The 23,504-nt window shown below is 71.4% G+C and carries 16 protein-coding genes and 1 pseudogene; 11 read left to right on the top strand and 6 right to left on the bottom strand.

Going from position 1 to position 23,504, the window contains the following annotated elements; genetic code table 11:
- Positions 1 to 19: 19 nt before the first annotated feature.
- Both ACOZ35_RS03980 and ACOZ35_RS03975 read right to left on the bottom strand, forming a co-directional pair.
- On the bottom strand, positions 20 to 1,396 hold the full coding sequence (locus tag ACOZ35_RS03980) for an isochorismate synthase (protein WP_424015166.1): 1,377 nt from the start codon (positions 1,394 to 1,396) through the stop codon (positions 20 to 22).
- A gap of 128 nt (positions 1,397 to 1,524) precedes the next feature.
- Positions 1,525 to 2,139 carry a sulfite oxidase-like oxidoreductase gene (locus ACOZ35_RS03975; protein ID WP_424015165.1) on the bottom strand — a complete coding sequence of 205 codons (615 nt, stop codon included), beginning with the start codon at positions 2,137 to 2,139 and terminating at the stop codon, positions 1,525 to 1,527.
- A 235-nt stretch (positions 2,140 to 2,374) separates the two neighbouring features.
- Between ACOZ35_RS03975 and ACOZ35_RS03970 the strand changes: the two genes are divergently transcribed.
- The 3 genes from ACOZ35_RS03970 (at position 2,375) to ACOZ35_RS03960 (ending at position 4,988) form a co-directional block, all read left to right on the top strand.
- Positions 2,375 to 2,590: a ribbon-helix-helix domain-containing protein gene (locus tag ACOZ35_RS03970; protein ID WP_004598554.1), complete on the top strand. Its 216-nt coding sequence runs from the start codon at positions 2,375 to 2,377 to the stop codon at positions 2,588 to 2,590.
- Between the two features lie 92 nt (positions 2,591 to 2,682).
- Entirely contained in the window at positions 2,683 to 2,961 is a 279-nt protein-coding gene (locus ACOZ35_RS03965; protein WP_424015164.1) for a UPF0058 family protein, read from the top strand.
- Positions 2,962 to 3,065: 104 nt separating this feature from the next.
- Complete coding sequence (locus ACOZ35_RS03960) at positions 3,066 to 4,988, top strand: rhomboid family intramembrane serine protease (protein ID WP_424015163.1); 1,923 nt, start codon at positions 3,066 to 3,068, stop codon at positions 4,986 to 4,988.
- A 39-nt stretch (positions 4,989 to 5,027) separates the two neighbouring features.
- Here the strand turns inward: ACOZ35_RS03960 and ACOZ35_RS03955 are convergent, their stop codons facing one another.
- Both ACOZ35_RS03955 and ACOZ35_RS03950 read right to left on the bottom strand, forming a co-directional pair.
- Positions 5,028 to 5,651: an METTL5 family protein gene (locus ACOZ35_RS03955; RefSeq protein WP_424015162.1), complete on the bottom strand. Its 624-nt coding sequence runs from the start codon at positions 5,649 to 5,651 to the stop codon at positions 5,028 to 5,030.
- 3 nt (positions 5,652 to 5,654) lie between these two features.
- On the bottom strand, positions 5,655 to 6,050 hold the full coding sequence (locus ACOZ35_RS03950) for a hypothetical protein (RefSeq protein ID WP_424015161.1): 396 nt from the start codon (positions 6,048 to 6,050) through the stop codon (positions 5,655 to 5,657).
- A 363-nt stretch (positions 6,051 to 6,413) separates the two neighbouring features.
- Between ACOZ35_RS03950 and ACOZ35_RS03945 the strand changes: the two genes are divergently transcribed.
- The 4 genes and pseudogenes from ACOZ35_RS03945 to ACOZ35_RS03930 all read left to right on the top strand — a co-directional run bounded on the left by ACOZ35_RS03945 (position 6,414) and on the right by ACOZ35_RS03930 (position 11,715).
- Complete coding sequence (locus tag ACOZ35_RS03945) at positions 6,414 to 7,367, top strand: transcription initiation factor IIB (protein ID WP_004598548.1); 954 nt, start codon at positions 6,414 to 6,416, stop codon at positions 7,365 to 7,367.
- Between the two features lie 96 nt (positions 7,368 to 7,463).
- Entirely contained in the window at positions 7,464 to 7,898 is a 435-nt protein-coding gene (locus ACOZ35_RS03940; protein ID WP_424015160.1) for a universal stress protein, read from the top strand.
- 33 nt (positions 7,899 to 7,931) lie between these two features.
- Positions 7,932 to 10,046, top strand: a pseudogene (locus ACOZ35_RS03935) (AMP-binding protein); the annotation flags it as partial.
- A 520-nt stretch (positions 10,047 to 10,566) separates the two neighbouring features.
- Entirely contained in the window at positions 10,567 to 11,715 is a 1,149-nt protein-coding gene (locus tag ACOZ35_RS03930) for an acyl-CoA dehydrogenase family protein (RefSeq protein ID WP_424015159.1), read from the top strand.
- 20 nt (positions 11,716 to 11,735) lie between these two features.
- Here ACOZ35_RS03930 and ACOZ35_RS03925 read toward each other — a convergent pair whose 3' ends face one another.
- The gene (locus ACOZ35_RS03925) at positions 11,736 to 12,410 is read right to left on the bottom strand and encodes an MBL fold metallo-hydrolase (protein WP_424015158.1); all 675 of its coding nucleotides are present in this window, start codon (positions 12,408 to 12,410) and stop codon (positions 11,736 to 11,738) included.
- 137 nt (positions 12,411 to 12,547) lie between these two features.
- Between ACOZ35_RS03925 and ACOZ35_RS03920 the strand changes: the two genes are divergently transcribed.
- Together ACOZ35_RS03920 and ACOZ35_RS03915 are read left to right on the top strand one after the other, a co-directional pair.
- Positions 12,548 to 14,386 carry a MutS-related protein gene (locus ACOZ35_RS03920; RefSeq protein WP_424015157.1) on the top strand — a complete coding sequence of 613 codons (1,839 nt, stop codon included), beginning with the start codon at positions 12,548 to 12,550 and terminating at the stop codon, positions 14,384 to 14,386.
- Complete coding sequence (locus ACOZ35_RS03915) at positions 14,379 to 14,843, top strand: hypothetical protein (RefSeq protein ID WP_424015156.1); 465 nt, start codon at positions 14,379 to 14,381, stop codon at positions 14,841 to 14,843. Before ACOZ35_RS03920 ends, ACOZ35_RS03915 begins: the two co-directional genes overlap by 8 nt.
- Positions 14,844 to 14,872: 29 nt before the next feature.
- Here the strand turns inward: ACOZ35_RS03915 and ACOZ35_RS03910 are convergent, their stop codons facing one another.
- Positions 14,873 to 19,675, bottom strand: coding sequence for a glycoside hydrolase family 15 protein (locus ACOZ35_RS03910; RefSeq protein ID WP_424015155.1), 4,803 nt, complete (start codon positions 19,673 to 19,675; stop codon positions 14,873 to 14,875).
- A gap of 131 nt (positions 19,676 to 19,806) precedes the next feature.
- Between ACOZ35_RS03910 and malA the strand changes: the two genes are divergently transcribed.
- Together malA and malQ are read left to right on the top strand one after the other, a co-directional pair.
- Positions 19,807 to 21,915, top strand: a complete 2,109-nt coding sequence (malA, locus tag ACOZ35_RS03905; RefSeq protein ID WP_424015154.1) for an alpha-amylase MalA — start codon at positions 19,807 to 19,809, stop codon at positions 21,913 to 21,915.
- A gap of 97 nt (positions 21,916 to 22,012) precedes the next feature.
- Complete coding sequence (gene malQ, locus ACOZ35_RS03900; RefSeq protein WP_424015153.1) at positions 22,013 to 23,503, top strand: 4-alpha-glucanotransferase; 1,491 nt, start codon at positions 22,013 to 22,015, stop codon at positions 23,501 to 23,503.
- Position 23,504: the final 1 nt, after the last annotated feature.

The raw sequence follows: 23,504 nt of genomic DNA, 5'->3' as shown, positions 1-23,504 counted from the left end.
CCACTCACCCCGAGACGCGCTACCGACCGGACGAACCGCCTGCGCCGTCGCCCTCCAGCTCGTCAAGGATCGGCCGGTACTTCAGCTGGACCTCGTCCCACTCGCGGTCGGGGTCGGAGTCGGAGACGATGCCGACGCCCGCGAACAGCGTGGCGCGCCGTCGGCTCGCGACGGCCGAGCGGATCGCGACCGCGAACGCGCCGTTGCCCGCGGCGTCGATCCAGCCGACCGGCGCGGCGTACCAGCCGCGGTCGAACGGCTCCGTCTCGCGGATCGTCGCCAGCGCGCGGTCCGGCGGGAGCCCGCCGACAGCGGGCGTCGGGTGGAGCGCCTCGACGAGGTCGAGCACGTGGCGGTCCGCGTCGAGCTCGGCGGTGATCGGCGTGTGGAGGTGCTGGACCGTCGCGAGCCGGCGGACGCGGCGCTCGCCCGCGGAAACCGACGCCGCGAACGGCTCCAGCTGGTCGCGCACCGTCTCCGCGACGAGCTCGTGCTCGTGGACGTTCTTTTCGTCGTCGAGCAGCTCCTGCGCGAGCCACTCGTCCTCCGCCGGCGTCTCGCCGCGCCCGGTCGTCCCGGCGAGCGCGTCAGTCTCGACGGTCCGGCCACGAAGCGAGACCAGCCGCTCGGGCGTGGCGCCGAAGAAGGCGCTCTCCCCGGGGGCGGGCTCGAACCAGTAGCGGTGGCAGTCGGGGTACTTCTCCGCGAGGCGTTCGAGCGTCGCCGCGCGGGGGAAATCGGCCGCGAGGTCGGCCTCCAGTGCCTGCGCCAACACCACCTTCCGGAGGTCGCCGTCGCGGATCCGGTCGACGGCAGCGCCGACGCTCTCGCGCCACGCCTCGCGGCTCGTCGTCCGGCGGCTCTCGCTGATTCCCGGGCGGGGCGGCCGTGATCCCGCCGCTTCCACGGAGTCGCGTCGGTCGAGCCCGGCGAACCGGTCGACCTCGCGGGCCAGGCGGTCCTCGACGGCGGACACGTCGGCGTCGGCGCCGACCGCGTTGACGGTGAGCCACGCGCCGTTGTCCGCTATCGTCAGCTGGACCCGCGGTAACACGAACCGCGCCTCCGGAAACGGTCCCCACGGGTCGCCGTCGCAGGCGCCCTCGTGGAAGGCGAACCCCCCGAAGACGCGGGGGCGAGCCGCCTCGGTGCCGGCGTGGACGTCGCCCGACTCGAACAGCTCGGTCGCGGCGTCGCGGATCGCCCCGAATCGGTCGCCGCCGTCAGCAGTGAGCGTCGCGGCCGCGCCGCCGCCGATCACCAGCGCGTCGTCGGGCGCGCTCCAAGTCGTGCGCGGCGACGGGAGCGTGTCGAACGCCGCCGCGAACGCCGGCTCGTCGATCGCCGTGGTCCGGCTGACAAGCGGCGGCGACGACCGAGAGCGCGCCCGTTCCATGCGTATCAAGTCGGGACCGGGGACCCTTTATCCTGACTATCGGGGCGGAGCGGACGGGGGAAATCGGTGCGGCGAGAACGGAGGGAGGAGTCCGAGCGACGAGGCAGCGGGACTTCAGCGCCGAGCGGTCAGCTGTAGCGCTCCTCGTTCCAGGGGTTCGCCGTGTCGCTGTACCCGCGCTTCTCCCAGTAGCCGAGCTCGGGCTCGGTGAGGAACTCCACGCCCGAGACCCACTTCGCGCCCTTGTACGCGTACTTGTGCGGCGTGACGACCCGGATCGGCCCGCCGTGGTCGGCCGGGAGGTCGTCCCCGTCGAAGCCGTACGCGAGCTGGACGCCCGGCTTCGTGCACTCGTCGAGCGGGAGGTCGGTCGTGTAGCCGTCCAGCGAGTGGAACATCACGTGTTCGGCGTCGTCGCGGACCCCCGCGAGGTCGGCCAGATCCGCGAACGCGACGCCGGTAAACTCGCAGTCGAACTTGCTCCATCCCGTCACGCAGTGGAAGTCCTGTCGCTGGGTGACGGACGGGAGGTCGCGGAACTCTTCGAGCGAGAAGGACAGCGAGTCCTCGACGGCGCCCCACACCTCGAGTTCGAACGTCTCCGGGTCCCACGAGGGCGTTCCGCTCTTCGAGAGGACGGGGAAGCCGTCGGTCTCGCGCTGTCCCGGCGGGAGCCGGTCGTCGCCGTACTCGCGGTAGAGGTCGGTGAGGTCCTCGGCGGCCTCGACGCCGGAGTCGGTCATGGGACTCGGTTCGGCCCGGACCGACGTATGAATGTCGCTCTCGGAGCCCGCCGGCGCGGGGCGATTCTCGACGGACGCGCCGTCGCAGGGGACGTCGGTAGCGGCTAGTTCGCCGTTCTCAAATGAACGTTCAGTACATCAAAAACAAACTTTTGCGTCTACGGTTTGTGTTTTCATATCAGCGGATCTCCGACGCCAATTTTATATACGCCATGCCACAAGACCCGGACAGCAAATGCCCCGAGTGAAGATAACCGTGCCGGAGCATCTGGAGATGCAGATCGCCCAGATGGTCGAGGAGGGGGAGTTCCTCAACCGCGAGGAGGCGGTCGAGGAGCTGCTATCGACTGGCATCAAGGCGTACAAGACCAGCGGCCCGCGGGACGACGACGACTCCAACGGGTTCGAAGACGAGGGGATGATGGGCCACGAAGACGAGTACGTCTTCTGACCGCGCGGCCGTTTTTCACGGCTCCCGACCTCCGAAACCGTGCGTACCGCCCTCAACAACGCTTAAAGGGCCTACAACCCGTATCCGTGGGTATGCACAAGGACGAGCTGCTCGAACTCCACGAACAGATGGTGACGATCATGGAGCACTTCCGCTCCCAAGAGACCGTCGACGGCTCGCTGTTCGACCCCTACGACGAGCTCGACGTCGACCCCTCGCACGTCCACAAGTCGAAGAGCGAGCACAAACACGCGGTGTTCGTCCTCGGCAACGCCTTAGCGAACGCGATGAGCGAAGACGAGTTCTCGCCCGCCGGCCGCGTCGGCAAGCGGATGGAGGAGCTCGCTGACGACGCCGAGAACAAGATCTGAGGCCGGACGCTCCGGCCGTCGGTCGAGTCGCGCTCCCGCTTTCGCCGCCGACACGTCGCTCCGGACCCCCGTATTGATGTGTGCGCGGCCCCCTCGACCCTGATATGGTCGCGGAGGCGCTGACGTCCGACGCCGTTCACCTCGCCGCCGGGGGCGTCGGCATCGTCGTTGCGCTCGCCGCGGTGTTCCTCGTCGACCGCCCGACCGGCGGCTGGACGCGAGCGCCCCGATCGCGGCTCCTCCTCGGCGTCCCGTGGGGGACGCTCGTCGTGATCGCCGGCGTGGTCGGGGTGTACCTGTTCGTCCAGTCCGGCATCGACGACCCGAACCGACCGGTCGTGATCCCGTTCCGGTCGTGGTCGTACTTCTACCCGGAAGGGCTCGTCTGGTCTAGCTTCGCCCATTCGAGCCGCGGGCACATCACCGGGAACCTCCTCTCCGCGCTCGTCGCGGGCGGCCTCGGTGAGTACGCGTACGGCCACTTCCCCGACGGGCGCGAGGTCGGCGGCGGGGACCGGCTCGCCGTCCGCCTCCGACAGCTCCCGAGTCGCCTGCGGCAGCTTCCGAGCCGAGTCCGTCGGCTCCCTCAACGAGTCTGGCAAGTGTCGAGCCGGATCGCCGCCGCCGAATCGCTCGCCGCGAACCCCTACGTGCGGGCGTTCCTGATCGTCCCTAGCGCCGCGGTCGCGTTCGGGCTCCTCTCCGCGCTGTTCGCGCTCGGCCCGGTGATCGGCTTCTCCGTCGTCGTGTTCGGATACTGGGGGTTCGCGCTCGTCTCCCGTCCCGTCGCCGCGCTCGTCGCGATGGCGGGAACGACGCTCGTCGGCGTCCTCTACGACGCCGTCCGGGTCCCGGTGGCGTTCGCCGAGGCGTCCCCCTCCTACGGCGTTCCGGGGTGGGCGAACATCGCGATCCAGGGGCACGCACTCGGCCTCATCGGCGGCGCGCTGATCGCGGTCGTCCTCCTGCGCCGTCGCGCCCGAGAACAGCGAGATAAGAACCGTGACGCGGGCTCGAACGCGGACCCGAACACGACCGCGGGGCGGTGGCGGTACCACCCCCTCGCGACCGCCGACAGCGACGACGTATCCCGCGCGGACGCGACCGAGCGGTCCGCGCTCCTCGTCTTCGGCGCGCTGCTCCTGTTCGGCGCCTCGCGTCGGCTGTGGGCGGTGTACTGGTACCTCGGCAACGAGCGGTACGAGCTGTACCGCGCCGTCGGCGTCGGGCTGCTCGCCCTGCTCGCGGCGATCGTCGCCGTCGCGGCCGTCTCGCGAGACGAGCCACTGTGGCCGACCCGGGCTGTCCCAGAGCCCGAGACGATCCGGGACGGGATCCGGTCGGCGACCCCGGCCGCGATCGGGCTCCTGCTGCTCGTCGCGGCGCTGGCGGTCGTCGCCGGGCCGGGCGTCGTTCCGAACGTCGTCGCGGTCGACGACGGCGACCTCCCGGGCGACCCGATCGAGGTGGAAGGGTACCAGGTGACGTACGCCGAGAACGTGGAGGACCAGCTCGTGGGCGTCGTCGACGTGGAGGCGTTCGGCCGCTCGACGTCGGTCAACACCTCGGGAGTGATCGTTAGCGATCCGGACCGCGAGATATGGACGACCGCGGTCTCGAAGGGGAACCTCGCGTTCTGGGGGTACCGCGCGGTCGACGTGGGCGGGACCGGCTGGCGCGAGACCGTCTGGGTCCAGCGGGTCGGCTGGGTCGCCGCGAACGGCGGCCCGACTTACCGGGTCGACGCGATACGGAACGAGACCCGGCGAACGCTGTTCACGAGCGACCCGGCCCGGGCCGAGCCCCGGATCGACGGCCGCAACGTCACCGTCGCCGCGACGCAGGGCGGGTTCGAGCTGCGGGTCGACGGCCCGGGCGGAAACGCGAGCGCGCCGCTCCCGGCGGCGAACGAGAGCGTGACGCTGCGGGGCGTCGAACTCGTCAGGGAGAGCGACGCCCTGTTCGCGGAGCGCGGCGAGACGCGCGTGCGGATCGCACAGCGAGAGCGGTACGAGGGGCGGCAGTAGCTCGCGCTGGCCGGTACGCGGCGAAGGAATAGGGGAGTCCTACGACCACTCGATCCGATACACTTCGGTGTCGATGTCGCGCGCCTCGTCAGTGTGGTGGTCGAACTGCGCGTCGATCCGGAACTCGGCCGCGAACGCGTGGGTCACTTCGCCGCCCTCGTCGGCGGCGAACGCCTCGATAAACTCCTGGCTGCCGGCGTTGTGGACCGAGTAGGAGACGTCCGCGAGGTCGCTCGCGACCGCGAGGAACTCGCGGTCCGCGTTGCGGTTGCCGTCCTGCGCGCCGAACGGGGGGTTCATCACGACGGTCGCGGGCTCCGCGACGTTGAGCGGGGGGCGGGTGGCGTCGCCGCGGACCCAGTGGACCGGCGCGCTGGCGGCGACGCGGCGCTCGTTGGCCCGAGCGGTCGCGAGCGCGCCGCCGTCGAGTTCGAGGCCGACGACGCGGGCAGGACCGCGCAGCGCGGCAGCCAGCGCGAGCATCCCGGTTCCGGCGCCCAGGTCGATCACGGTCCGGCCGTCGACGTCGCCGTGGAGGTCAGCGAGGTGGACGACGTGGGCGGCCAGCTCCGGAGGCGTCGGGTACTGTTCGAGGGCCGCGTCGGGGCGCTCGAAGCCAGCGACGACGCCGAGCTTGGTCGCGAGCGACCGCTTCGTCGCCATCGGTCAGGCGGCGCCGGCGCCCCCGACGCGAACGAGCTCGACGCCCTCGCGGTCGGCCCGCTCGGCGAGCGCCGCGAGCGCCGTGTCGGCCTCCTCGCATGCCTCGCCGTCGACGCTGACCTCGATCCGGCCGGCACCGAGGAACGACGCCGCGCGGACGAGGCCGCGGAGCCGGTCGGCCTCGCGCTGGCGTTCGAGCGTGCTCTCGGCGTCGAACTCCGCCTCGGTCGCGACCGCGGCGGGCTGGTAGCCGCGGGCCGCGAGCCCCCGCTTGAGGTCCCGGAGGTGTTCGGGCGCGGTGCTGTCGAGGTCCGCCGCGTCGATGACGACGGGGTCGACGTCGGCGGGGCGACAGCCGCGCAGCGTGCGTTCGATGCCGGGAGACGAGGTGGTGCTCATACGAACCAATTGGCAGAGGTTATACAAAAGTCTTTATAGATGTTTAGTAGTAATATAGAGACCTTCGGCCGCGCACGGCACGCTCCGAGATGGACCCTCTCAAACGTTGACATGGCGGTCTCGGGCCCGATCGGCCGCCCCAAATGCGGTATTTCGACCTCAAAGCACGGTCACGTTTTGTGCGTCGTGCCGGATCGCGGCGGACCGCGTCGAGGCCGTCGACGAGCCGAATCCGAATTCCCGTTTCAGAGGTTTCAGGCTTTTTCAGCGGCAAAAACCGGAGATGAGAGCGTGCTGCGAATCCTCAGGATCGATGATAGATGTGGACAAGGTTTAAATACGCGACTGACCACAAACCTTTTAATGGAACGTCCGAGTCGCCAGCGGCAACAGGAGCGGGACACGGAGCAGGAAACGGACGAATCGACGGTCTCCTGTCCGGAGTGTGACTCGGAGAACATCGTCACCGACGCCGATCAAGAGCTCGTCTGCGAGGACTGCGGGCTCGTCTTAGACGAACGGAACATCGACCGCGGCCCGGAGTGGCGCGCGTTCAACCACAACGAGCGGCAGTCGAAGTCGCGCGTCGGCGCCCCGATCACGGAGACGATGCACGACAAGGGGCTGACGACGACGATCGACTGGAAGGACAAGGACGCCTACGGGCGGTCGCTCTCCTCGGAGAAGCGCTCGCAGATGCACCGCCTGCGCAAGTGGCAGGAGCGGATTCGGACCAAAGACGCGGGCGAGCGCAACCTCCAGTTCGCGCTCTCGGAGATCGACCGGATGGCGAGCGCGCTTGGCGTCCCGCGGTCGGTACGCGAAGTGGCGTCCGTCATTTATCGACGCGCGCTCAACGAGGATCTGATCCGCGGCCGCTCCATCGAGGGCGTCTCCACCGCCGCGCTGTACGCCGCCTGCCGCCAGGAGGGTATCCCCCGCAGCCTCGACGAGGTCGCTGACGTGTCGCGGGTCCCCCAGAAGGAGATCGGCCGGACGTACCGCTACATCTCGCAGGAGCTCGGGCTGGAGCTGAAGCCGGTCGACCCCAAGCAGTTCGTCCCGCGGTTCGCGTCCTCGCTCCAGCTCTCGGAGGAGGTCCAGTCGAAGGCGACCGAGATAATCGACGTCTCCGCCGAGCAGGGGCTGCTCTCCGGGAAGTCGCCGACCGGCTTCGCGGCGGCCGCCATCTACGCGGCCTCGCTGCTCTGTAACGAGAAGAAGACCCAGCGCGAGGTCGCCGACGTCGCGCAGGTCACCGAGGTCACCATCCGCAACCGGTATCAGGAACAGATCGAAGCGATGGGCTTCCGGTAGGACGAATCGGCGATCAAGACGGCGGTATTCGACCCTTACCGGGGTTCGAGAAGTTGATCGGGTTTTTAATCGATACCCGCTGTACTACGGAGTGTGATGTACTCAGAGATCCTCGTTCCGACCGACGGCAGTCCGGCGTCGGACGCCGCAATCGAACACGCGATCGACCTCGCGGACCAGTACGGCGCGCGCCTCCACGCGCTGTACGTCGTCGACGGCGCGGCGTACTCCAGCCTCGAGGCGGGCGCGGAGGTCGTCGTCGAGGCGCTCGAAACCGAGGGCGAGGAGGCGACGGGCCGCGTGGCCGACGCCGCCGCGGACGCAGGCGTCGACTGCGTCACCAGCGTGACGTCCGGGACGGCCTATCAGTCCATCCACGACTACGTCGACGAACACGGCATCGACGTCGTGGTGATGGGGACCCACGGGCGGAAGGGGCTCGACCGCTACCTGCTCGGGAGCGTCACGGAACGCGTCGTCCGCACCTCGGACGTCCCGGTGTTGACCGTGCGACAGCCGACAGATGAGTAACCCCACCGTACTCGGCGGACCCGGGTGAGACCGATGCGCGACTGGCTCTCTCACCGCGTGGTCTCGTCGCCCGACGACACCGCCCTCGTCCGCGCCGAGGACGGCGAGGCGTGGAGCTACACCGACCTCGACCGGCTCGTCGCCGAGACGGCGGGCCGACTCGTCGCGCACGGGCTGGGCGAGGGCGACCGCATCGGCGTGCTCACGCCCCCGTACGTGGGTACCGTCGGACTCGTCCACGCGACGATGCGGATCGGGGCGACGTTCGTCCCGCTCGGCCAAGAGCTGACTCCCCGCGAGATCGCCGCGCGGATCGACCGGACCGACCTCGACGCCGTCGTCTGCGCGGAGCCGACCGAGCCGACGGCGACCGACGCGGCGGCGGAGATCGAGGGCGTCCCCGTCTACTCCGTTGACGACCCGACGAGCGCCGAGGTCACGGGGATCCACGATGTCGACCCGGCGTCGCTCGATCCGCCCGAATGGTCGTTCGAGGACCCGCTCTGCGTGCTGTTCACCTCGGGGACCACCGGCGAGCCCAAGCCCGTGCCGCTGACCGCGGGCAACGTGTACAGCTCGGCGGTCGCCTCCGGGTTCCGGCTGGGCGTCGAGGCAGACGACCGGTGGCTCGTGTCGCTGTCGCTCCACCACATGGGCGGGCTCGCGCCGGTGTACCGGTCGGTGCTGTACGGGACCACCCTCGTGCTGCGCGAGGGCTTCGACGCGGCCGGCACCGCCGACGACATCGACGCGTACGACGTGACGGGCGTCTCGCTCGTCCCGACGATGCTCAAGCGGATGCTCGACCGACGGGGGACGCTGTCGGACTCGCTGCGCGTGGTCCTGCTCGGCGGCGCGCCCGCCCCGGCGGAGCTGTTGGAGCGGTGTCGCGACTACTCGGTCCCCGTCTATCCGACGTACGGGATGACGGAGGCCGCCTCGCAGATCACGACTGCGGCGCCGCGACAGACCAGAGGCCGGATCGGGACGGTGGGCCGACCCCTCTTCGGCACCGACGTGACGGTCGTCGACGACGACGGCAACCCGGCCGAGCCGGGCGAAACCGGCGAAATCGTCGTCAGCGGCCCGACGATCACGCCGGGGTATCTCGCCGAGGACGACGGAGATGCCCCCGACGCTGACGACGAGGGGGACGATGGAGACTCACCGGACGCGGACGACGAGGGGGACGATGGAGACTCACCGGACGCGGACGACGAGGGCGACGAGGCAGACTCACCGGACGCGGACGACGAGGGCGACGACGGCGGCCCCGAGGCAGCTACAGGAGCCGAAGAGATCGACATGAACGGGATCGACCCCGGGAACCTCGACCGGTCCGATTTCGGCCCGTACGGGCTTCACACAGGCGACGTCGGACGGTTCGACGAGGACGGCTACCTCCACGTGCTCAACCGCGTCGACGACCGGATCATCAGCGGCGGCGAGAACGTCGAGCCCGGCGAGGTCGCGGACGTCCTCCGGAAGTACGACGAGATCGACGACGTGGCGGTGGTCGGTCTCGACGACGAGGTGTGGGGCGAGCGCGTCGCGGCGCTCGTGGCCGTCGGCGACCGGTTCCCGTCGACGGCGACGGCTCCCGTCGAGGGAGACGCCTCGGAGGGGGGTGACTCGGAACAGGACGACTCGCAACAGGACGACTTGGGCGACGAGCTTGCTGACCACGAGCCCACCGAGCACGAGCCCGCCGATCACGAGGCCACAGAGCAGAGCGCAGGGACCGCGACGCCGGCAGTCGAAGCCGGCGGGATCGGCCCCGCACCGATCGACGAGGCGGCGTTCGTCGCCTTCGCCCGGGAGCGACTCGCGCGGTTCAAAATCCCGAAGACGATCGCGTACGTTGACGAGCTCCCGCGGACCGTCTCGGGGACGGTCGACAGGGAAGCGACGCGCGCGCTCCTCCGCGAGCGCGGCGCGGACCCCCGGCGGAACGCCGACGCGGACCTCGAAACCGCGGGGTTCGAACCCGCCGACCCCGCCGAGCCGGCCGAATCGACCGAATCGGCCGAATCGCCGGCGGAGTCGGAGGGGGAAGCGCCGGGCGAGGCGGACCCCTCGGAAGCCGATTCCGACGACGCGACGGACGACAACTCGGCCGTGGACGAGCGGAGCGACGCCACCGACGAGCGAAGCGACGCCACCGACGAGCGAAGCGACGCCACCGACGAGCGAAGCGACGCCACCGACGAGCGAAGCGACGCCACCGACGAGCGAAGCGACGCCACCGACGAGCGAAGCGACGCCACCGACGAGCGAAGCGACGCCACCGACGAGCGAAGCGACGCCACCGACGAGCGAAGCGACGCCACCGACGAGCGAAGCGACGCCACCGACGAGCGAAGCGACGCCACCGACGAGCGAAGCGACGCCACCGACGAGCGAAGCGACGCCACCGACGAGCGAAGCGACGCCACCGACGAGCGAAGCGACGCGCCCGAAGAGGTCGACATCGCCGACGCGGAGAAGATCGCGGCCGAAGCGAGCGACGAGGGCGCGAACGCCGCGGGATCCGGTGACACCGCCGCTGTCGAAGCGGGGGAGCGAGGCGACGACGACAGCGATGCGAGCGCGGTCGACGAGGAGTAAACTCGCCCGGAGTTCTCCGTTGTTCCACGAACGTTTTGCCCGCGGAGTCCTCACGGGTCGTATGGAGCTACTCGACGACAGCGTCGTGCCGGAGCGCGCGCGAGACGTCAAACAGGAGGCCCGCGAGTTCGCCGACGAGTACATCGCCCCAAACGCCGAGGCGTACTACGAGTCCGGCGACTACCCGTGGGAGGTGCTCGAAGCGGGGATGGACGCCGGGCTCGTCGCACAGGACATCGGCGAGGAGTACGGCGGCAAGGGGTTCGACCTCGCGCAGGTGCTGGCCATCGCGGAGGAGTTCTACCGCGCCGACGCGGGCATCGCGCTCACCCTCCAGCTCGCCAGCTTCGGCGCGGAGATGGTCGAGCAGTACGGGACCGAGGAGCAGAAAGAAGAGTACCTCCGCCCGGTCGCGGAGAACGACCAGATCTCGGGGCTCGCGGTCTCCGAGCCGCAGACCGGCTCGGACCTCGCGGGGATGACGACGAAGGCCGAAAAGGTTGAAGGCGGCTACGAGCTCACCGGCGAGAAGTACTGGGTCGGCAACGCGGTCGAGGCCGACTGGCTCACCGTCTACGCGAAGACCGGCGAGAGCGACGACCGCTACTCGAACTACACGCTGTTCATCGTCGAGACGGACTCTGACGGCTACGAGGCCGAGCACATCCCGGAGAAGATGGGGATGCGCGCGTCCAAGCAGGGCCACATCGTCTTCGAGGACTGCTTCGTGCCCGAGGAGAACGTCGTCGGCAGCGAGGGCGGCGGGTTCTACGTGCTCGCGGACTTCTTCAACCACGGTCGCGTCATCGTCGGCGGTCACGGGCTCGGGCTCGCAGCCGCCGCCATCGAGGAGGCGGAGGCGTTCATCGACGAGCGCGAGGCGTTCGGCCGCACCATCGACGATTTCCAGGCCGTCCAACACACCATCTCGGACATGCGGATCGGGTTCGAATCGGCGCGCGCGCTCAACTGGCGTGCCTGCGAGAAGGTCGCGAACAACGAGGACGCCGGCTACTGGGCCGCGCTGGCGAAGACTAAGTCGACCGAGGTCGCCACCGACTGCGCCGAGAAGGGGATGAAGCTCCACGGCGGCCGCTCGATCCTCACCGACCGCCGGATCGCCCGCGTCTACCGCGACGTGCGCATCCCGGTGATCTACGAGGGCGCCAACGACATCCAGCGCAACCTCATCTACCGGCAGTCGCGGTAGGTAGCGGAGTTCGACAGTTATCAGATCCGGGCCGCGAGCGCGGCCAGTGCCTCGCTCCCGCCCGACGTGAGCGGGTCGCCGTGCCCGACGCAGGCGACCGCGAAGGGCGCGGCGCGCTCGGTGAGGTCGCGGACGCTGTCGAGCACCGCGTCGGTGTCGTAGCTGATCAACCACTCGGAAGGGTCGAGTGCGCCGTCCGACTCCGAGACGAGGTCGCCGAGCAGCCCGACGCCCAGTTCCTCGCTGACGTACGCGACGTGTCCCGGCGTGTGTCCGGGCGTGTGATACGCGGTGAACGAACCGATCTCCTCGCCGTCGCGGACGCCGACGACGTCGAGGTCGGGCAGGTCCGTGAGGAGTCCGCCGAGCCGCTGGATCAGTCCCTTGTGGTTCCGGAGCGGCGGCGACCGCGTCCCGCGGAGCAGTTGCGCGTCGAAGCCGTACGCGTAGACCGGGGCGTCGAGCTCTGGCGCCAGCGCCGCCAGCGTCCCGACGTGGTCGAGGTCGTAGTGGGTGAGGAGGACGCGACCGATCTCCGCGACGTCGACGCCTGCCTTGTCGAGGCCGCGTCGGATCGGCTCCTCGTCCCACGGCGTCCCGGCGTCGACGAGGGTCGGCACGTCGTCGAAGACGAGGTACGCGTTGACCCCGCGGCAGTCGAACCGCCAGACGCCGTCCGCGATTTCCGTCGCCATGGGAGGCGATACGGCCCGGAACGGGATGAACGCTGTCGTGGCGGAAGCGCCGGGAACCGACCGTCACTGGGTCGTGCGGTCGCGGTCGACGGCGCGGGCGACGAAAACGCCAAGGCGTCAGGGGGACACCACGGCGTATGCGACTGGAGGACTACTGGGGGATCGGCCCCAAGACGAGCGAGCGGCTCACGGAGGCGCTCGGGACCGAGCGGGCGGTCGAGGCGATCGAGTCGGCCGACGTCCGCGCGCTCGTCGACGCCGGGCTCCACCGCGGCCGCGCGACCCGCATCCTCCGCCGAGCGAACGGCGAGGCCGGGATGGACGTGCTCGCGACGGGCGACGCGCGCTCGGTGTACGACGACCTCCTCACGCTTGCGGCGGACGCGGCGCTGACCGCCCACGCGGCCGACCGAATCCGGGTTCTGACCCCGCTTCTCGACCGCGACGCCGTCGAGGAGCGACTGGACCGGGTCGTCGCCGCCCGAGACGCGTGGGCCGGCCTCGACGAGGCGGACCGCGAGGCCGTCGAGGACGCCTTCGCCGCGTACGACGAGGCCGACGGCTCCGACCTCGCCGCGGTCGAGACCGCCGTGGCGCTTCGCGAGGCGGGCCTGACGGACGGCCCGTTCGCCGACGTGGGCGCGCTCGACGGCGACCGCCTGCGCGACGCGGCCGACGCGCTCGCCGACGTGCGCGGCTCGATCGACCCCGCCGGCGACCTCGACGGGGACGACATCGAGATCGCGACGGGCGCCGACGCGGAGCTGGACCGCCTGCGCGAGCAGCTGTCGGCCGCGCGCGACCTCGCGGACTCCGCGTTCGACGTGCTCGAATCGGTACGCGACGGGAGCCTCCGCGACTTCGAGGCGCTGGAGGCGGCGACGATAGAGCACGTCGCGCGAGAAACGGGCGTCGAGCCCGCGACGGTCCGCTCGGCGGCGCCCGACGAGGCGCTCGACGCCGCCGACTTCGTCTCCGGGACGCTGCGCGACCTCGTCGCCGAACTCGAGTCGGCGGTCGACGAGCGCGAGGCCGCGGTCGCGGCCGACATCCGTGAACGGCTGGGCGACGAGTCCGAGGCCAACGAAGACGGCGCCGACGCGGACGACGGCGAAACCACCGTCGCCCGCGCCGCGACGGCGGTCTCCGACGCCGCGTTCCTGCTGTCACTCGGGCGGTTCGCGGCCGAGAACGGCCACGTCCGACCCACGCTCGTCGACGACGGCATCGCCGTGCGCGGCGCGCGGAACCCCTTCCTCGGCGGGGAGGTCCAGCCCGTCTCCTACGGCGTCGGCTCGCACTCCCTCGCGGACGAGGCGGGCGTCGCGAGCGGGGACACCCCGCCGACCGGCGACCGCGTGAGCGTCCTCACCGGGGCGAACTCGGGCGGGAAGACGACGCTGCTGGAAACTCTCTGTGCGGTGGCGCTGCTCGCGTCGATGGGGCTGCCCGTGCCCGCCGACGCGGCCGAGGTCGGGACGTTCGACCGGATCGTCTTCCACCGCCGGCACGCCTCCTTCAACGCCGGCGTGCTGGAGTCGACGCTGAAGTCGGTCGTCCCGCCGCTGGTCGCGGACGGCCGCACGCTCATGCTCGTCGACGAGTTCGAGGCGATCACGGAGCCGGGCCGCGCCGCCGACCTGCTGAACGGGCTGGTGACGCTCACCGTCGACCGCGGCGCGCTCGGCGTCTACGTCACCCACCTCGCCGAGGACCTAAGCCCGCTGCCCGACGCCGCCCGGATCGACGGCATCTTCGCCGAGGGGTTAACGAACGACCTGGAACTCCGCGTCGACTACCAGCCGCGGTTCGAGACTGTCGGAAAGTCCACGCCGGAGTTCATCGTCTCGCGGCTCGTCGCGAACGCGGGCGACCGCGGCGTCCGCGCCGGCTTCGAACACCTCGCTGGCGCGGTCGGAGAGGAGGCGGTCCAGCGGACACTCTCCGACGCCGAGTGGGCGGAGAACGATGACTGAGGAGGGACGCGGTAACGACTCCGGACCCGACAGGTTCCGGTCGATCGCGGTCCATCGGGATGACGTGGCGAACGCGCTCGAAGCCAGCCTCCGGAGCGACCGCGAAGTCGTCCTGCGCGCGACGCCGCCCTTCTCGGGACGGATGCGGGCCCGCCTCCACGCGCTCGGCGCGGGCGGTAACGGAGTCGACGGCGAGGATGCGGGGAGCGCCGACGGCTCCGACGCGCCCGCGCCGCTCCACATCGACCCCCGAGACCTCGTGGCGGACGCGCCGCCGTACCCGGAGCCGGACGAGACCGCGAGCGAGCACCCCGACGCCGACCTCGAAACCCGGCGGGAGCGACACGCGGAAGCCGTCGAGGCGTGGCGCGAGCGCGTCCGGGAGCGCGTCGGCTCGACGGTCGAGATCGAGGTCGACGGCGAGGAGCGCGCGGTCGACGTGGTTGCGCTCGGGTGAACCGAGCCGGGAAAACGGAACCGTCCTGCTTACAGCCGTAACCGCTCGACGGCGGTACCGGCGGCCTCGAAGTCGTGGTCGGTCGCGGCCGCGACTACGACGGTGTCCGCGTCGGTGTCGGCGTCGAGGTCGACCTCGAAGGCGCCGTCGTCGTCGGGCGTCACGAGCCGCGAGGTCTGTCGGGTGTGGACAGCGACGGACTCGGCGTCCGTCTCGCCCGCGACGACGACGGAGTCCTCGACGAACTCGGCGGTGGCCGTCAGGTCGGGTCCGGCGGGACGGTCGCGCTCGACGTAGCGGTCGCGGACGACGGTCGGCGTCTCGACCGGTTCGCCCGCGTCGACGCCGTGCGCCAGCCGGACGAACCCGGCCATCGACCACGCGAGGGGGGTCGCCCCCCCGGTGCCCTCGCCGAACTCCCAGCCGTACTTCGTCGGGTGTTCGCGGTCCCACACCTGCTCGGGTAACATTAGTCCGGAGTTGCCGAACCCGGCCATCGTCTCCAGCAGCGTCTCGGGTTCGAGCGCATCCTCGTCGGTGCCGCCGAAGGCGTCCGGGCCGTCGGCGCGGGCGCGAAGCTCGTACTCGCCGCGCTCACCGGTGAAGATGGGCCAGAGACGCCCGCGGCCGTCACCGGTTCCGGCCCACGGTGCGCCGGGGTCGCCGACGGCTATCTCGCCGTACGCGTCGCCGACGTAGCGGTACCACGCGGCGCCGTGGGGCGTGTCCACCCGGATCGAGTCGTCGACGACGGAGACGGAGTTGCGGACGACCGGGTCGTCGGCGGGCTTGATCCCCAGCCGGACGAGTTCGAGGAAGCCACCGTCGACGATCTCCCGCTCGTCGTAGGTCGGGCCGTCGTTGGCGATGGTACGGGGGCGACCGGAGTCGGGGTTCCCGTCTGCCGTGACCCGGAGGTAGTACGGCGTCTGCTCGTGACGGTCGGTTCCGATCGCGGTCGCGCACCACTCCTCGACGCGCGCCGTCCAGTCGTCAGCGAGCGCCAGCCACGCGAGCGCGTCGGCGCGGAGCGACTCCGGCGACGCCGCGGCGTCGCTTCCGGACTCGGCGTCGCTCCCGGACTCGGCTCCGGCGCGCCGGTCGGCCTCCGCGAGCGAGAGCGCCGCGCCGCAGACCAGGCCGGCGATCTCGGCCGCGATGCTCGACGGGGAGTAGCCGGCCTCCTCCTCCCAGCGCTCCTGGGCGGTCTCGGGGCCGTTCTCGGCGATGTAGTCGAGCGAGCGGGCGACCTGATCGTAGGTGTAGCCGGCGTCGTCGAGCGTCACGCCGCGCTCGTACAGCTGCCAGGCCATCACCGAGGGGAACCCGATGTTGTCCATCTGCTCGCCGCCCCACCGGGTCCGCCCGTCGATGTAGGTGTTCTGCGGGAGGAACCCGTCGTCGTCCTGCTGGGTGTTGTACAGGTACGCCAAGGCATCGGCGCCGCGCTCGAGGTCGTCCATCTCGATCAGCGCCGTGAACACCTGATAGAGGTCCCGCGACCAGACGAAGTTGTAGCCGTAGCCGCGGTCCTCCGCGGCGTACTCCGTCTCGCCCCACGGGACGGAGGGGCTCGCGATCCCCGCGCCGTCGTGGGCCTTGTCCTCGACGGCCGCCAGCGTCATCAGCGCGAACCGGTACTGCGCCGCGAGGTCGGGGTCGCCCGCGACCGAGTCGGGGAGGTCGCGGTCCGCGAGCCACGACCGCCACGTCTCGGCGTACGCGTCCGCGGCGTCGTCGAAGCCGCGCCCGAGCGCCCCCTCCGCCTCGCCGAGGGCGGCCGCGGTGTCCGAGTCCTCGGCGAACCCGAGCGCGACCGTGTCCGCGACGGTCTCGCCGCTGCCGACGAGGCCGGCGAGGACGACGTTGCCGACCGCCTCGGGCGACTCCTCGCCGCGCTCGCCGTCGCCGAACAGCGCGTCGGCCGCCTCGCCGCCGGCCGGGAGCGCGCTCGCCCAGTCGAACCCCTCGCCGCTGGCTAAGGCGAGCGCGGGGGCGAACGGCTCGCCCTCGTCGTCGACCAGCTTGCCCGCGTCGCGGTCGGGGTCGTCCTTCTGCGCGAGGAGGTGCGCCCCCGCGTCGCCGTCGACGCGCTCGGCGCGGTCGTTCGTGCCGACGTTGGCGATCGTCGCGTCCGCGAGCGCGTACACGTCGTACTCGCGGCTCCCCTCGAACCGGACGTCCGCGAGGATCGCCGTCCCGTCGGTGTCGACCGCGTACTCGACGCGGAGCGTCCACGTGTGTCCGTGGCCGTCGCCGGTCTCGCGGATCGTCTGGACGTATGCGAGCGCGTTGTCGGCCGCCGGCTCCGTCGTCCGCTCGATCGTCTCCGTCGCCGTGACGTGGCCAGTCTCGTCGAACGTCCGGATCGCGTAGTCGGAGTCGGGGTCGGCGACGAGGAAGTCGAACGTCCGGACGTTCATCACGTCGATCCGGGGGAACCGCGCCTCGGTGAGCGCCCCCTCGGTGAGCGTAAACCACACCGGGACCGGCTCGTCGGACTCGTAGTCAGCCGGCGTGCCGACGCCGAACTTCCGGCCGGTCGTCCAGTGAGGCGCCGCCTCAGGGCCGGTCTCGCGGTCGTGCGGGACCGGGAGTTCGCCGTGTTTCGCGAGCGTCACCGTCGCGTCGATCCGGAGCGCGTGCGACCACGCGATGGGGGTCGCGCTGTCGAGGTCGCCGTCGTCGAACGCCTGCTCCGCGAACAGCCCCGCCTCGTTGACGAAGGGGCCGTCCGGCTCGCAGATCGCGTACAGGTCGCGGGCGTCCGCGAACAGCGGTCCGGACGCGCCGCCGCGCTCCTCGACGACGCCGGCGAGCGTCGCCGCCGCGGTCGCGCCCCACAGCGTCGCGATCGACCACATCTTCGCGGCACCCTGTTCCGCCGTGCGCCAGTCGTCGCCGGTGAACCTGACGAGCCCCTCTACCGAGGCGGTCTCGCGGTGGAGCGCGTCGATCGACTGCCGGACGTGGGTGTTGACGCGGTCGAGGAAACGGTCAAACTCGCTCGTCGCGACGGTGTCGATCGGTTCGGCCGTGCCGGAGCCGTCGGTGGCGGCCGCGTCGTCGTCAGACGCGGAGCCGTCGGTGGCGGCCGCGTCGTCGTCAGACGCGGAGCCGTCGGCGCTCGGGTCGTCTTCCGCTCCGGTCTCGTCGTCGATCAGGGCGGCGTACTCGGCGGCCGCGGTCGCGAGCGCGAAGGTGCTGGCGTCGGCGCGGGCGTCCTGATCCTCCTCGCTGGCGCGCTGGAGGAACCGCTCCGTGTCGGGGTTCCAGCGTGCGTCGAGCCCCGACAGCGCCGCATCCGCGGCGTCGGCGGCGTCGGCGCGGAGGTCATCGTTGACCGGCGCGCGCGCCACCGCGGCGAACGCCCGGAGGTACTCGGCGCCGGTGTGGGTGAACCGACCGAGCGCGTTCTCCCAGCAGTTCTGACAGCGGCGGGGAACCCCGTCGTCTTCGGTCGTCTCCAAGAGGAACTCGACGGCGTCGGCGATGGTCTCGTCGATCCGGTCGCGCCACTCGGCCGGGAGGTCCGACTCGCGGCGCAGCGTCGCGAGGAAGGCGACGACCGTCGCGGGCTGGTCGAGCTGGTCGTTCGGGCCGGGCGTCGCGTTCGCGCCCTCGATCCGGGCGTTCGCCCAGCCGGGCGCGACCTTCCCGGAGTCGGCCCACACGCGGTGGGGCCACGAGCCGTCGGCGTCCTGTGTCCGACAGAAGAAGCTCGCGGCAGCGAGCAGCTCCTCGTCGGCGTCGAGGCCGAGGTCCTCGCTCGCGCCGAGCAGCGCGGTCGACACTGTCGCCTCGTCGCGGAACCAAGTGTAGCCGTAGCCGCCGGAAGTGGAGTAGAAGGGGTCGAACTCGGGGGCGGCGATCCGGCCGCCGGACTCCGCGGTGAGCAGGTCAAGCGCGCGGAGGTCGCTCGCGATCACCGACCGGCGCGGCGCGTCCTCGGGCACGTTCGGGCCGCGCCCGTCCGCGGCCTCGCGGAGGTCGTCGGCGTCGGGGTAGGCGGTGGCGATGTTCGAGACCGCCTCGATGCGGCGCTGGCGGTCGATCCCGTCGGTGAGCGCGTCCTTCGCGTCGTCGCCGGTGTCGCGCGCGGCCCGGCGGTCGACGACGGCGCGCCCGGCGAGCGTGACGCGCTCAGTGCGTCCGTCGCGCTCGAAGGGCGCCCGGACGACGACGTCCGGGGTGAGCCGTGAGTCCTCGCGGCGGTCGATCTCGCCGCGGTGCGGGAAGCCGTCGTCGGCCTCGCCGAGCAGCTCGGGGATCGTTCGCAAGCGCTGGCCGTGGGCGTTCGAGAGGCCGGTGGACGCGGTGAGGAAGTCGTGTTCGGTGCGGTGGTACACCTCGACGACGCCGCCGTCGTCGGGCCCGGCCCCGTCGTGGACCATGTTGCCGACGCGCCCCTCGACCATGTCGGGGGAGAACGCGTAGGCGGCGACGAGCTCGGCGTCGGCCGGCGGCGAGCCGCGGAGCTCGACGTGGGTGAGGTGCGTGTCGCTCACGACGAGGTCGAACTGGTGGATGGTGTAGCGGCCGGCGTCGTACTCCGTCTCGACGAGCGGCGTGTCGCCGTCGTAATGCTGGCGGGTCGTCTCGAGGTCGTCGAACCAGCGGACGCCGCGCCCCGCTGTGATCCCCATCCGAAGGCGGTCGGCGCCGCCGACCTCGGAGAGGGAGTACGAACAGTCGTGGACGGTCCCGTCCGGCCCCACGTGGACCAGTCGGCCGTCGTCGCCGGTGAACGCGCCGGCGGTCATCGAGTGCTCCGCCGGGTAGCGCTCCCCGCGCCGACGTTCGTGCTCCGTAAGGGCGGTACGCAGTCGCATACCCGCCCTGCGCCGGCCGGAGTAAAAGCCTTGACGACCGCGGCGGAGACCGCGAAACGCCGAGCGTCGCTGCCCGAGATGACACCGAACCAAGAGCAACACCGAAGACCCCGGGTGCCGATGGGCGTCACATGCACCATCCCGGACCCCCGCGATTCCTCGCGACCGGCGAGCGGACGGAGCTGGCACCGAGAGACCCGAACCCGGACGCCGCGTACGCGTGGCGCGTCGCGGACGCGCCGCCCGACAGCGAGGCGACCGTCGGCGACGAGCCGGTGACCGAGTTCACGCCCGACGTCCCCGGACGCTACCTGCTCGGCCTCGACGCGCCAGATGGCGACCACCTGCTCACGGTCCGCGCATTCCCCGCGAGCTACGAGGGCGTCGACGTCGCCGGCGGGAGCGGCACCGCGATACGCGACCGCGACGCGGGCGACGTCGACGCCCCTGTCGACTACGCCGCCCGTGAGCGACACGAGGGGGTCGGCAAACCGCGCGTGCGGGTGGACGCGAACGTCGTGGCCGGTGACGACGACAGGAAGGGAGAAGGCGCCGGCGAAGCCGTGTTCACCGCGGTCCCCTCGCCGAATCCGGAGTCCTCGCTCGACGCCGACGACCTGGCGGTGACGTTCGTCGTCGACGACCGCGACGTCGCCGACGCCGTCGCGGCGGGGCGCGCGAACCCGCGGGACGCGCTCCGCGTGAGCGAGGACGGCCGCGAGCTCCGCGTGCCGCTCGACGCGGTGCCCGACCGGCTCCGGGTCCACGCCGTCGCCGTCGCGCGGGACCCGGGCGAGGACCCGCGCGTGAGCGTCGCCGACGCGGCGGCCGTGAAGCGGGTTGGAAGCGGGTCGGCCCCGCTCGACGACACCGCGGGAGGCGAGGCCGTGTTGACGCCGGACACGCCCGACTTCGAGACGGTCCGGCTCAACGAGCCGCCGGCGTGGACCCGCGACGCCTCCGTCTATGAGGTGTTCGTCCGCACCTTCGCGGACGCCGACGAGGGCGAGGCGTTCGACGCCATCGCCGAACGGATCCCACAGATCGCGGACCTCGGCGTCGACACGCTGTGGCTCACGCCGGTCCTCGGCCACGACGGGAAGCCGCACGGCTACAACATCGTCGACTTCTTCGACACCGCCGACGACCTCGGCGAGCGCGAGGACTTCGAGGCGCTCGTCGAGACCGCTCACGACCACGGGATGCGGGTATTGTTCGACTTCGTCGCCAACCACACCGCGCGCGAGCACGAGTGGTTCCGAGACGCCTACCAGAATCCCGACTCGCCGTACCGCGACCGCTACGAGTGGCAGGAGTCGGGCGAGCCGGGCACCTACTTCGACTGGGAGCTGATCGCGAACCTCAACCACGCGAACCTCGACGTGCGGCGGTTCCTCCTCGACGTGATCGACGAGTGGGCGCCGCTCGTCGACGGGTTCCGCTGTGACATGGCGTGGGCCGTGCCCGACTCCTTCTGGCGCGAGCTCCGCGACCGCGTGAAGGACATCGACCGGGAGTTCCTCCTGATGGACGAGACGATCCCGTACATCCCCGGCTTCCACGAGGGGATGTTCGACGTCCACTTCGACGCGACGCTGTACTTCCAGCTCCGGCAGGTCGGCCGCGGGGCCGAGCCCGCCAGCACCGTCCTCGACGCGGTCGACCAGCGCGCCGAGATCGGCTTCCCGGACCACGCCGAGTTCCTTCAGTACATCGAGAACCACGACGAGACGCGCTATCGCGTCGAGTGCGGCGACGCCGCCGCGGCCGCCGCCGGCGCGGCGATCATGACGCTGCCGGGCGTGCCGATGGTGTACGCAGGCCAGGAGATCGGCCAGCGCGGCCGCCGCGACGCGATCGCGTGGGACCACGCGCGCGAGGAGGTCCGCGACCGCTACGAGCGCCTGCTCGAAACGCGGCGCGACCACCCGGCGCTCGGGCCGGACGGCGACGTGTCCCGCGTCGGCTACCACGTCGCGAGCGGCGACCTCTCCGAGCAGCCGATCGTCGCCAGCGGCGACGTCCACCCGGACGACGTGGTCGCGTTCCGTCGGCACGACGGCGAAGAGGACCTCGTCGTCGTCCTCAACTTCGCGCCGGCCGACGCGAGCGTCGCGGTCGACGTCGACCACGGCGAGCGCGACCTGATCACGGGCGAGGAATGCGTCGTCGAGGACGGCGAGGGAACCGAGCGGATCCGCGTCGACGAGGTGGCGGTGGTGCCGGTCGCGGAGGAGTAGGCGGCCCCCTCGAACCGCCGGTCTGTTTCGAGAGTCGGTCTCGGCCGCGACCCGCACGGACGCAACGCTTGAGTCGGTGGGGATCGCAGGGTGGTGTATGCGATTCGACCGCTCCGACGCCGTCTTCTGTCACGTCACTTCGCTGCCGGGGGCGTACGGGATCGGCGACCTCGGCGAGGGCGCGCGCGAGTTCCTCTCGTTCCTCGGCGACGCCGACGTCGACCACTGGCAGATCTGTCCGATCGGGCCGACCATCTCCGCCGCCGGGGAGTCGCCGTACCAGTCGCCGTCGGCGTTCGCCGGCAACCCGCTGTTCGTCGACCCCGAGGGGCTCGTCGACGACGGCTGGCTCGACGGGGGTGACCTGGATCCGGTCCCCGAGTTCCCGACCGACCGCGTCGACTACGACGCGGTCCGCGAGTACAAGCTCCCGCTGTTGCGGACCGCGTTCGAGCGGTTCGAGGAGCGGGCGAGCGAGGACGACCGCGCGGCGCTCGACGAGTTCCGCGAGCGCGAGCCGTGGCTCGCCGACTACGCGCTGTTCCGAGCGCTCTCGGACGCGCGGCCGGAGGACGTCTGGACCGAGTGGCCCGAGCCGCTGCGGACGCGCGACCCCGAGGCGCTGGCCGGCGCGCGCGAGGAGCACGCCCGGGAGGTCCGGTTCCGCGAGTTCGTCCAGTGGACGTTCGACCGCCAGTGGCGCGACCTGCGCGCTGTCGCGGCCGAAGAGGGGGTGTCGATCGTCGGCGACGTGCCAATCTACGTCGCGCTCGACTCCGCCGACGTGTGGGCGAGCCCGGAGGCGTTCCGGCTCGACGAGGGGAACCGCCCGACTGCGGTGGCGGGCGTCCCGCCGAACGCGGGCGACACCGGCCAGCGCTGGGGGAACCCGCTGTACGACTGGGAACACCTCGCCGAGACGGGGTACGACTGGTGGCTCGACCGGTTCCGGCGGCTGTTCGAGCTCGCGGACGTGGCGCGGCTCGACCACTTCCTCGGGTTCGTGAAGTACTGGGCGATCCCGGCCGACAGCGACGACCCCGCGGACGGCGAGTGGCGCGACGGCCCGGGGCGCGACCTCTTCGAGACGGTCGAGCGCGAGCTCGGCGAGGCCCCCTTCATCGCCGAGGACCTCGGCTTCGAGGAGCCGGCGATGGACGAGCTGATGGCCGAGTTCGGCTTCCCCGGCATGCGCGTCCCGCAGTACGCGGACTGGTGCGCGGAGGGGAACGAGTACCAGCCGATGCACTACGGCGAGGGCGTCGTCGGCTACACCTCGACGCACGACACGGATACGTGGGCGGGCTACTTCGAAGACCTCCCGGCAAAGCAGCGCGACTGCTTCCGGTACAACGTCGGCTCCGACCCCGACGAGCCGAGCGAGTGGGCGATCATCGACGCGGTGTGGGGCTCGGACGCGATCCTCGCGGTGACGACGCTCCAGGACCTGCTCGGGCTCGGCAGCGAGTCGCGATTCAACGAGCCCGGCACCCTCGACGGCAACTGGGAGTGGCGCGTCGCCCGCGGCGCGCTCGACGACGAAATCGCGGACCGGCTGTGGGAGCTGGGCGGGAAACACGTGCGCTGAC

This window comes from Halorubrum xinjiangense, assembly GCF_049604745.1.
GTDB classification, from domain to species: Archaea; Halobacteriota; Halobacteria; order Halobacteriales; family Haloferacaceae; genus Halorubrum; species Halorubrum xinjiangense_A.
The sequence above is the reverse complement of the archived record's forward strand: the minus strand, read 5'-3'. Positions and strand labels throughout refer to the sequence as shown.

Bases quoted from the DNA above. Each gene is read 5' to 3' on its own strand.
- ACOZ35_RS03980 (WP_424015166.1), bottom strand. From the start codon at position 1,396: ATGGAACGGGCGCGCTCTCGGTCGTCGCCGCCGCTTGTCAGCCGGACC.
- ACOZ35_RS03975 (WP_424015165.1), bottom strand. From the start codon at position 2,139: ATGACCGACTCCGGCGTCGAGGCCGCCGAGGACCTCACCGACCTCTAC.
- ACOZ35_RS03970 (WP_004598554.1), top strand. From the start codon at position 2,375: ATGCCCCGAGTGAAGATAACCGTGCCGGAGCATCTGGAGATGCAGATC.
- ACOZ35_RS03965 (WP_424015164.1), top strand. From the start codon at position 2,683: ATGCACAAGGACGAGCTGCTCGAACTCCACGAACAGATGGTGACGATC.
- ACOZ35_RS03960 (WP_424015163.1), top strand. From the start codon at position 3,066: ATGGTCGCGGAGGCGCTGACGTCCGACGCCGTTCACCTCGCCGCCGGG.
- ACOZ35_RS03955 (WP_424015162.1), bottom strand. From the start codon at position 5,651: ATGGCGACGAAGCGGTCGCTCGCGACCAAGCTCGGCGTCGTCGCTGGC.
- ACOZ35_RS03950 (WP_424015161.1), bottom strand. From the start codon at position 6,050: ATGAGCACCACCTCGTCTCCCGGCATCGAACGCACGCTGCGCGGCTGT.
- ACOZ35_RS03945 (WP_004598548.1), top strand. From the start codon at position 6,414: ATGGAACGTCCGAGTCGCCAGCGGCAACAGGAGCGGGACACGGAGCAG.
- ACOZ35_RS03940 (WP_424015160.1), top strand. From the start codon at position 7,464: ATGTACTCAGAGATCCTCGTTCCGACCGACGGCAGTCCGGCGTCGGAC.
- ACOZ35_RS03930 (WP_424015159.1), top strand. From the start codon at position 10,567: ATGGAGCTACTCGACGACAGCGTCGTGCCGGAGCGCGCGCGAGACGTC.
- ACOZ35_RS03925 (WP_424015158.1), bottom strand. From the start codon at position 12,410: ATGGCGACGGAAATCGCGGACGGCGTCTGGCGGTTCGACTGCCGCGGG.
- ACOZ35_RS03920 (WP_424015157.1), top strand. From the start codon at position 12,548: ATGCGACTGGAGGACTACTGGGGGATCGGCCCCAAGACGAGCGAGCGG.
- ACOZ35_RS03915 (WP_424015156.1), top strand. From the start codon at position 14,379: ATGACTGAGGAGGGACGCGGTAACGACTCCGGACCCGACAGGTTCCGG.
- ACOZ35_RS03910 (WP_424015155.1), bottom strand. From the start codon at position 19,675: ATGCGACTGCGTACCGCCCTTACGGAGCACGAACGTCGGCGCGGGGAG.
- malA (WP_424015154.1), top strand. From the start codon at position 19,807: ATGCACCATCCCGGACCCCCGCGATTCCTCGCGACCGGCGAGCGGACG.
- malQ (WP_424015153.1), top strand. From the start codon at position 22,013: ATGCGATTCGACCGCTCCGACGCCGTCTTCTGTCACGTCACTTCGCTG.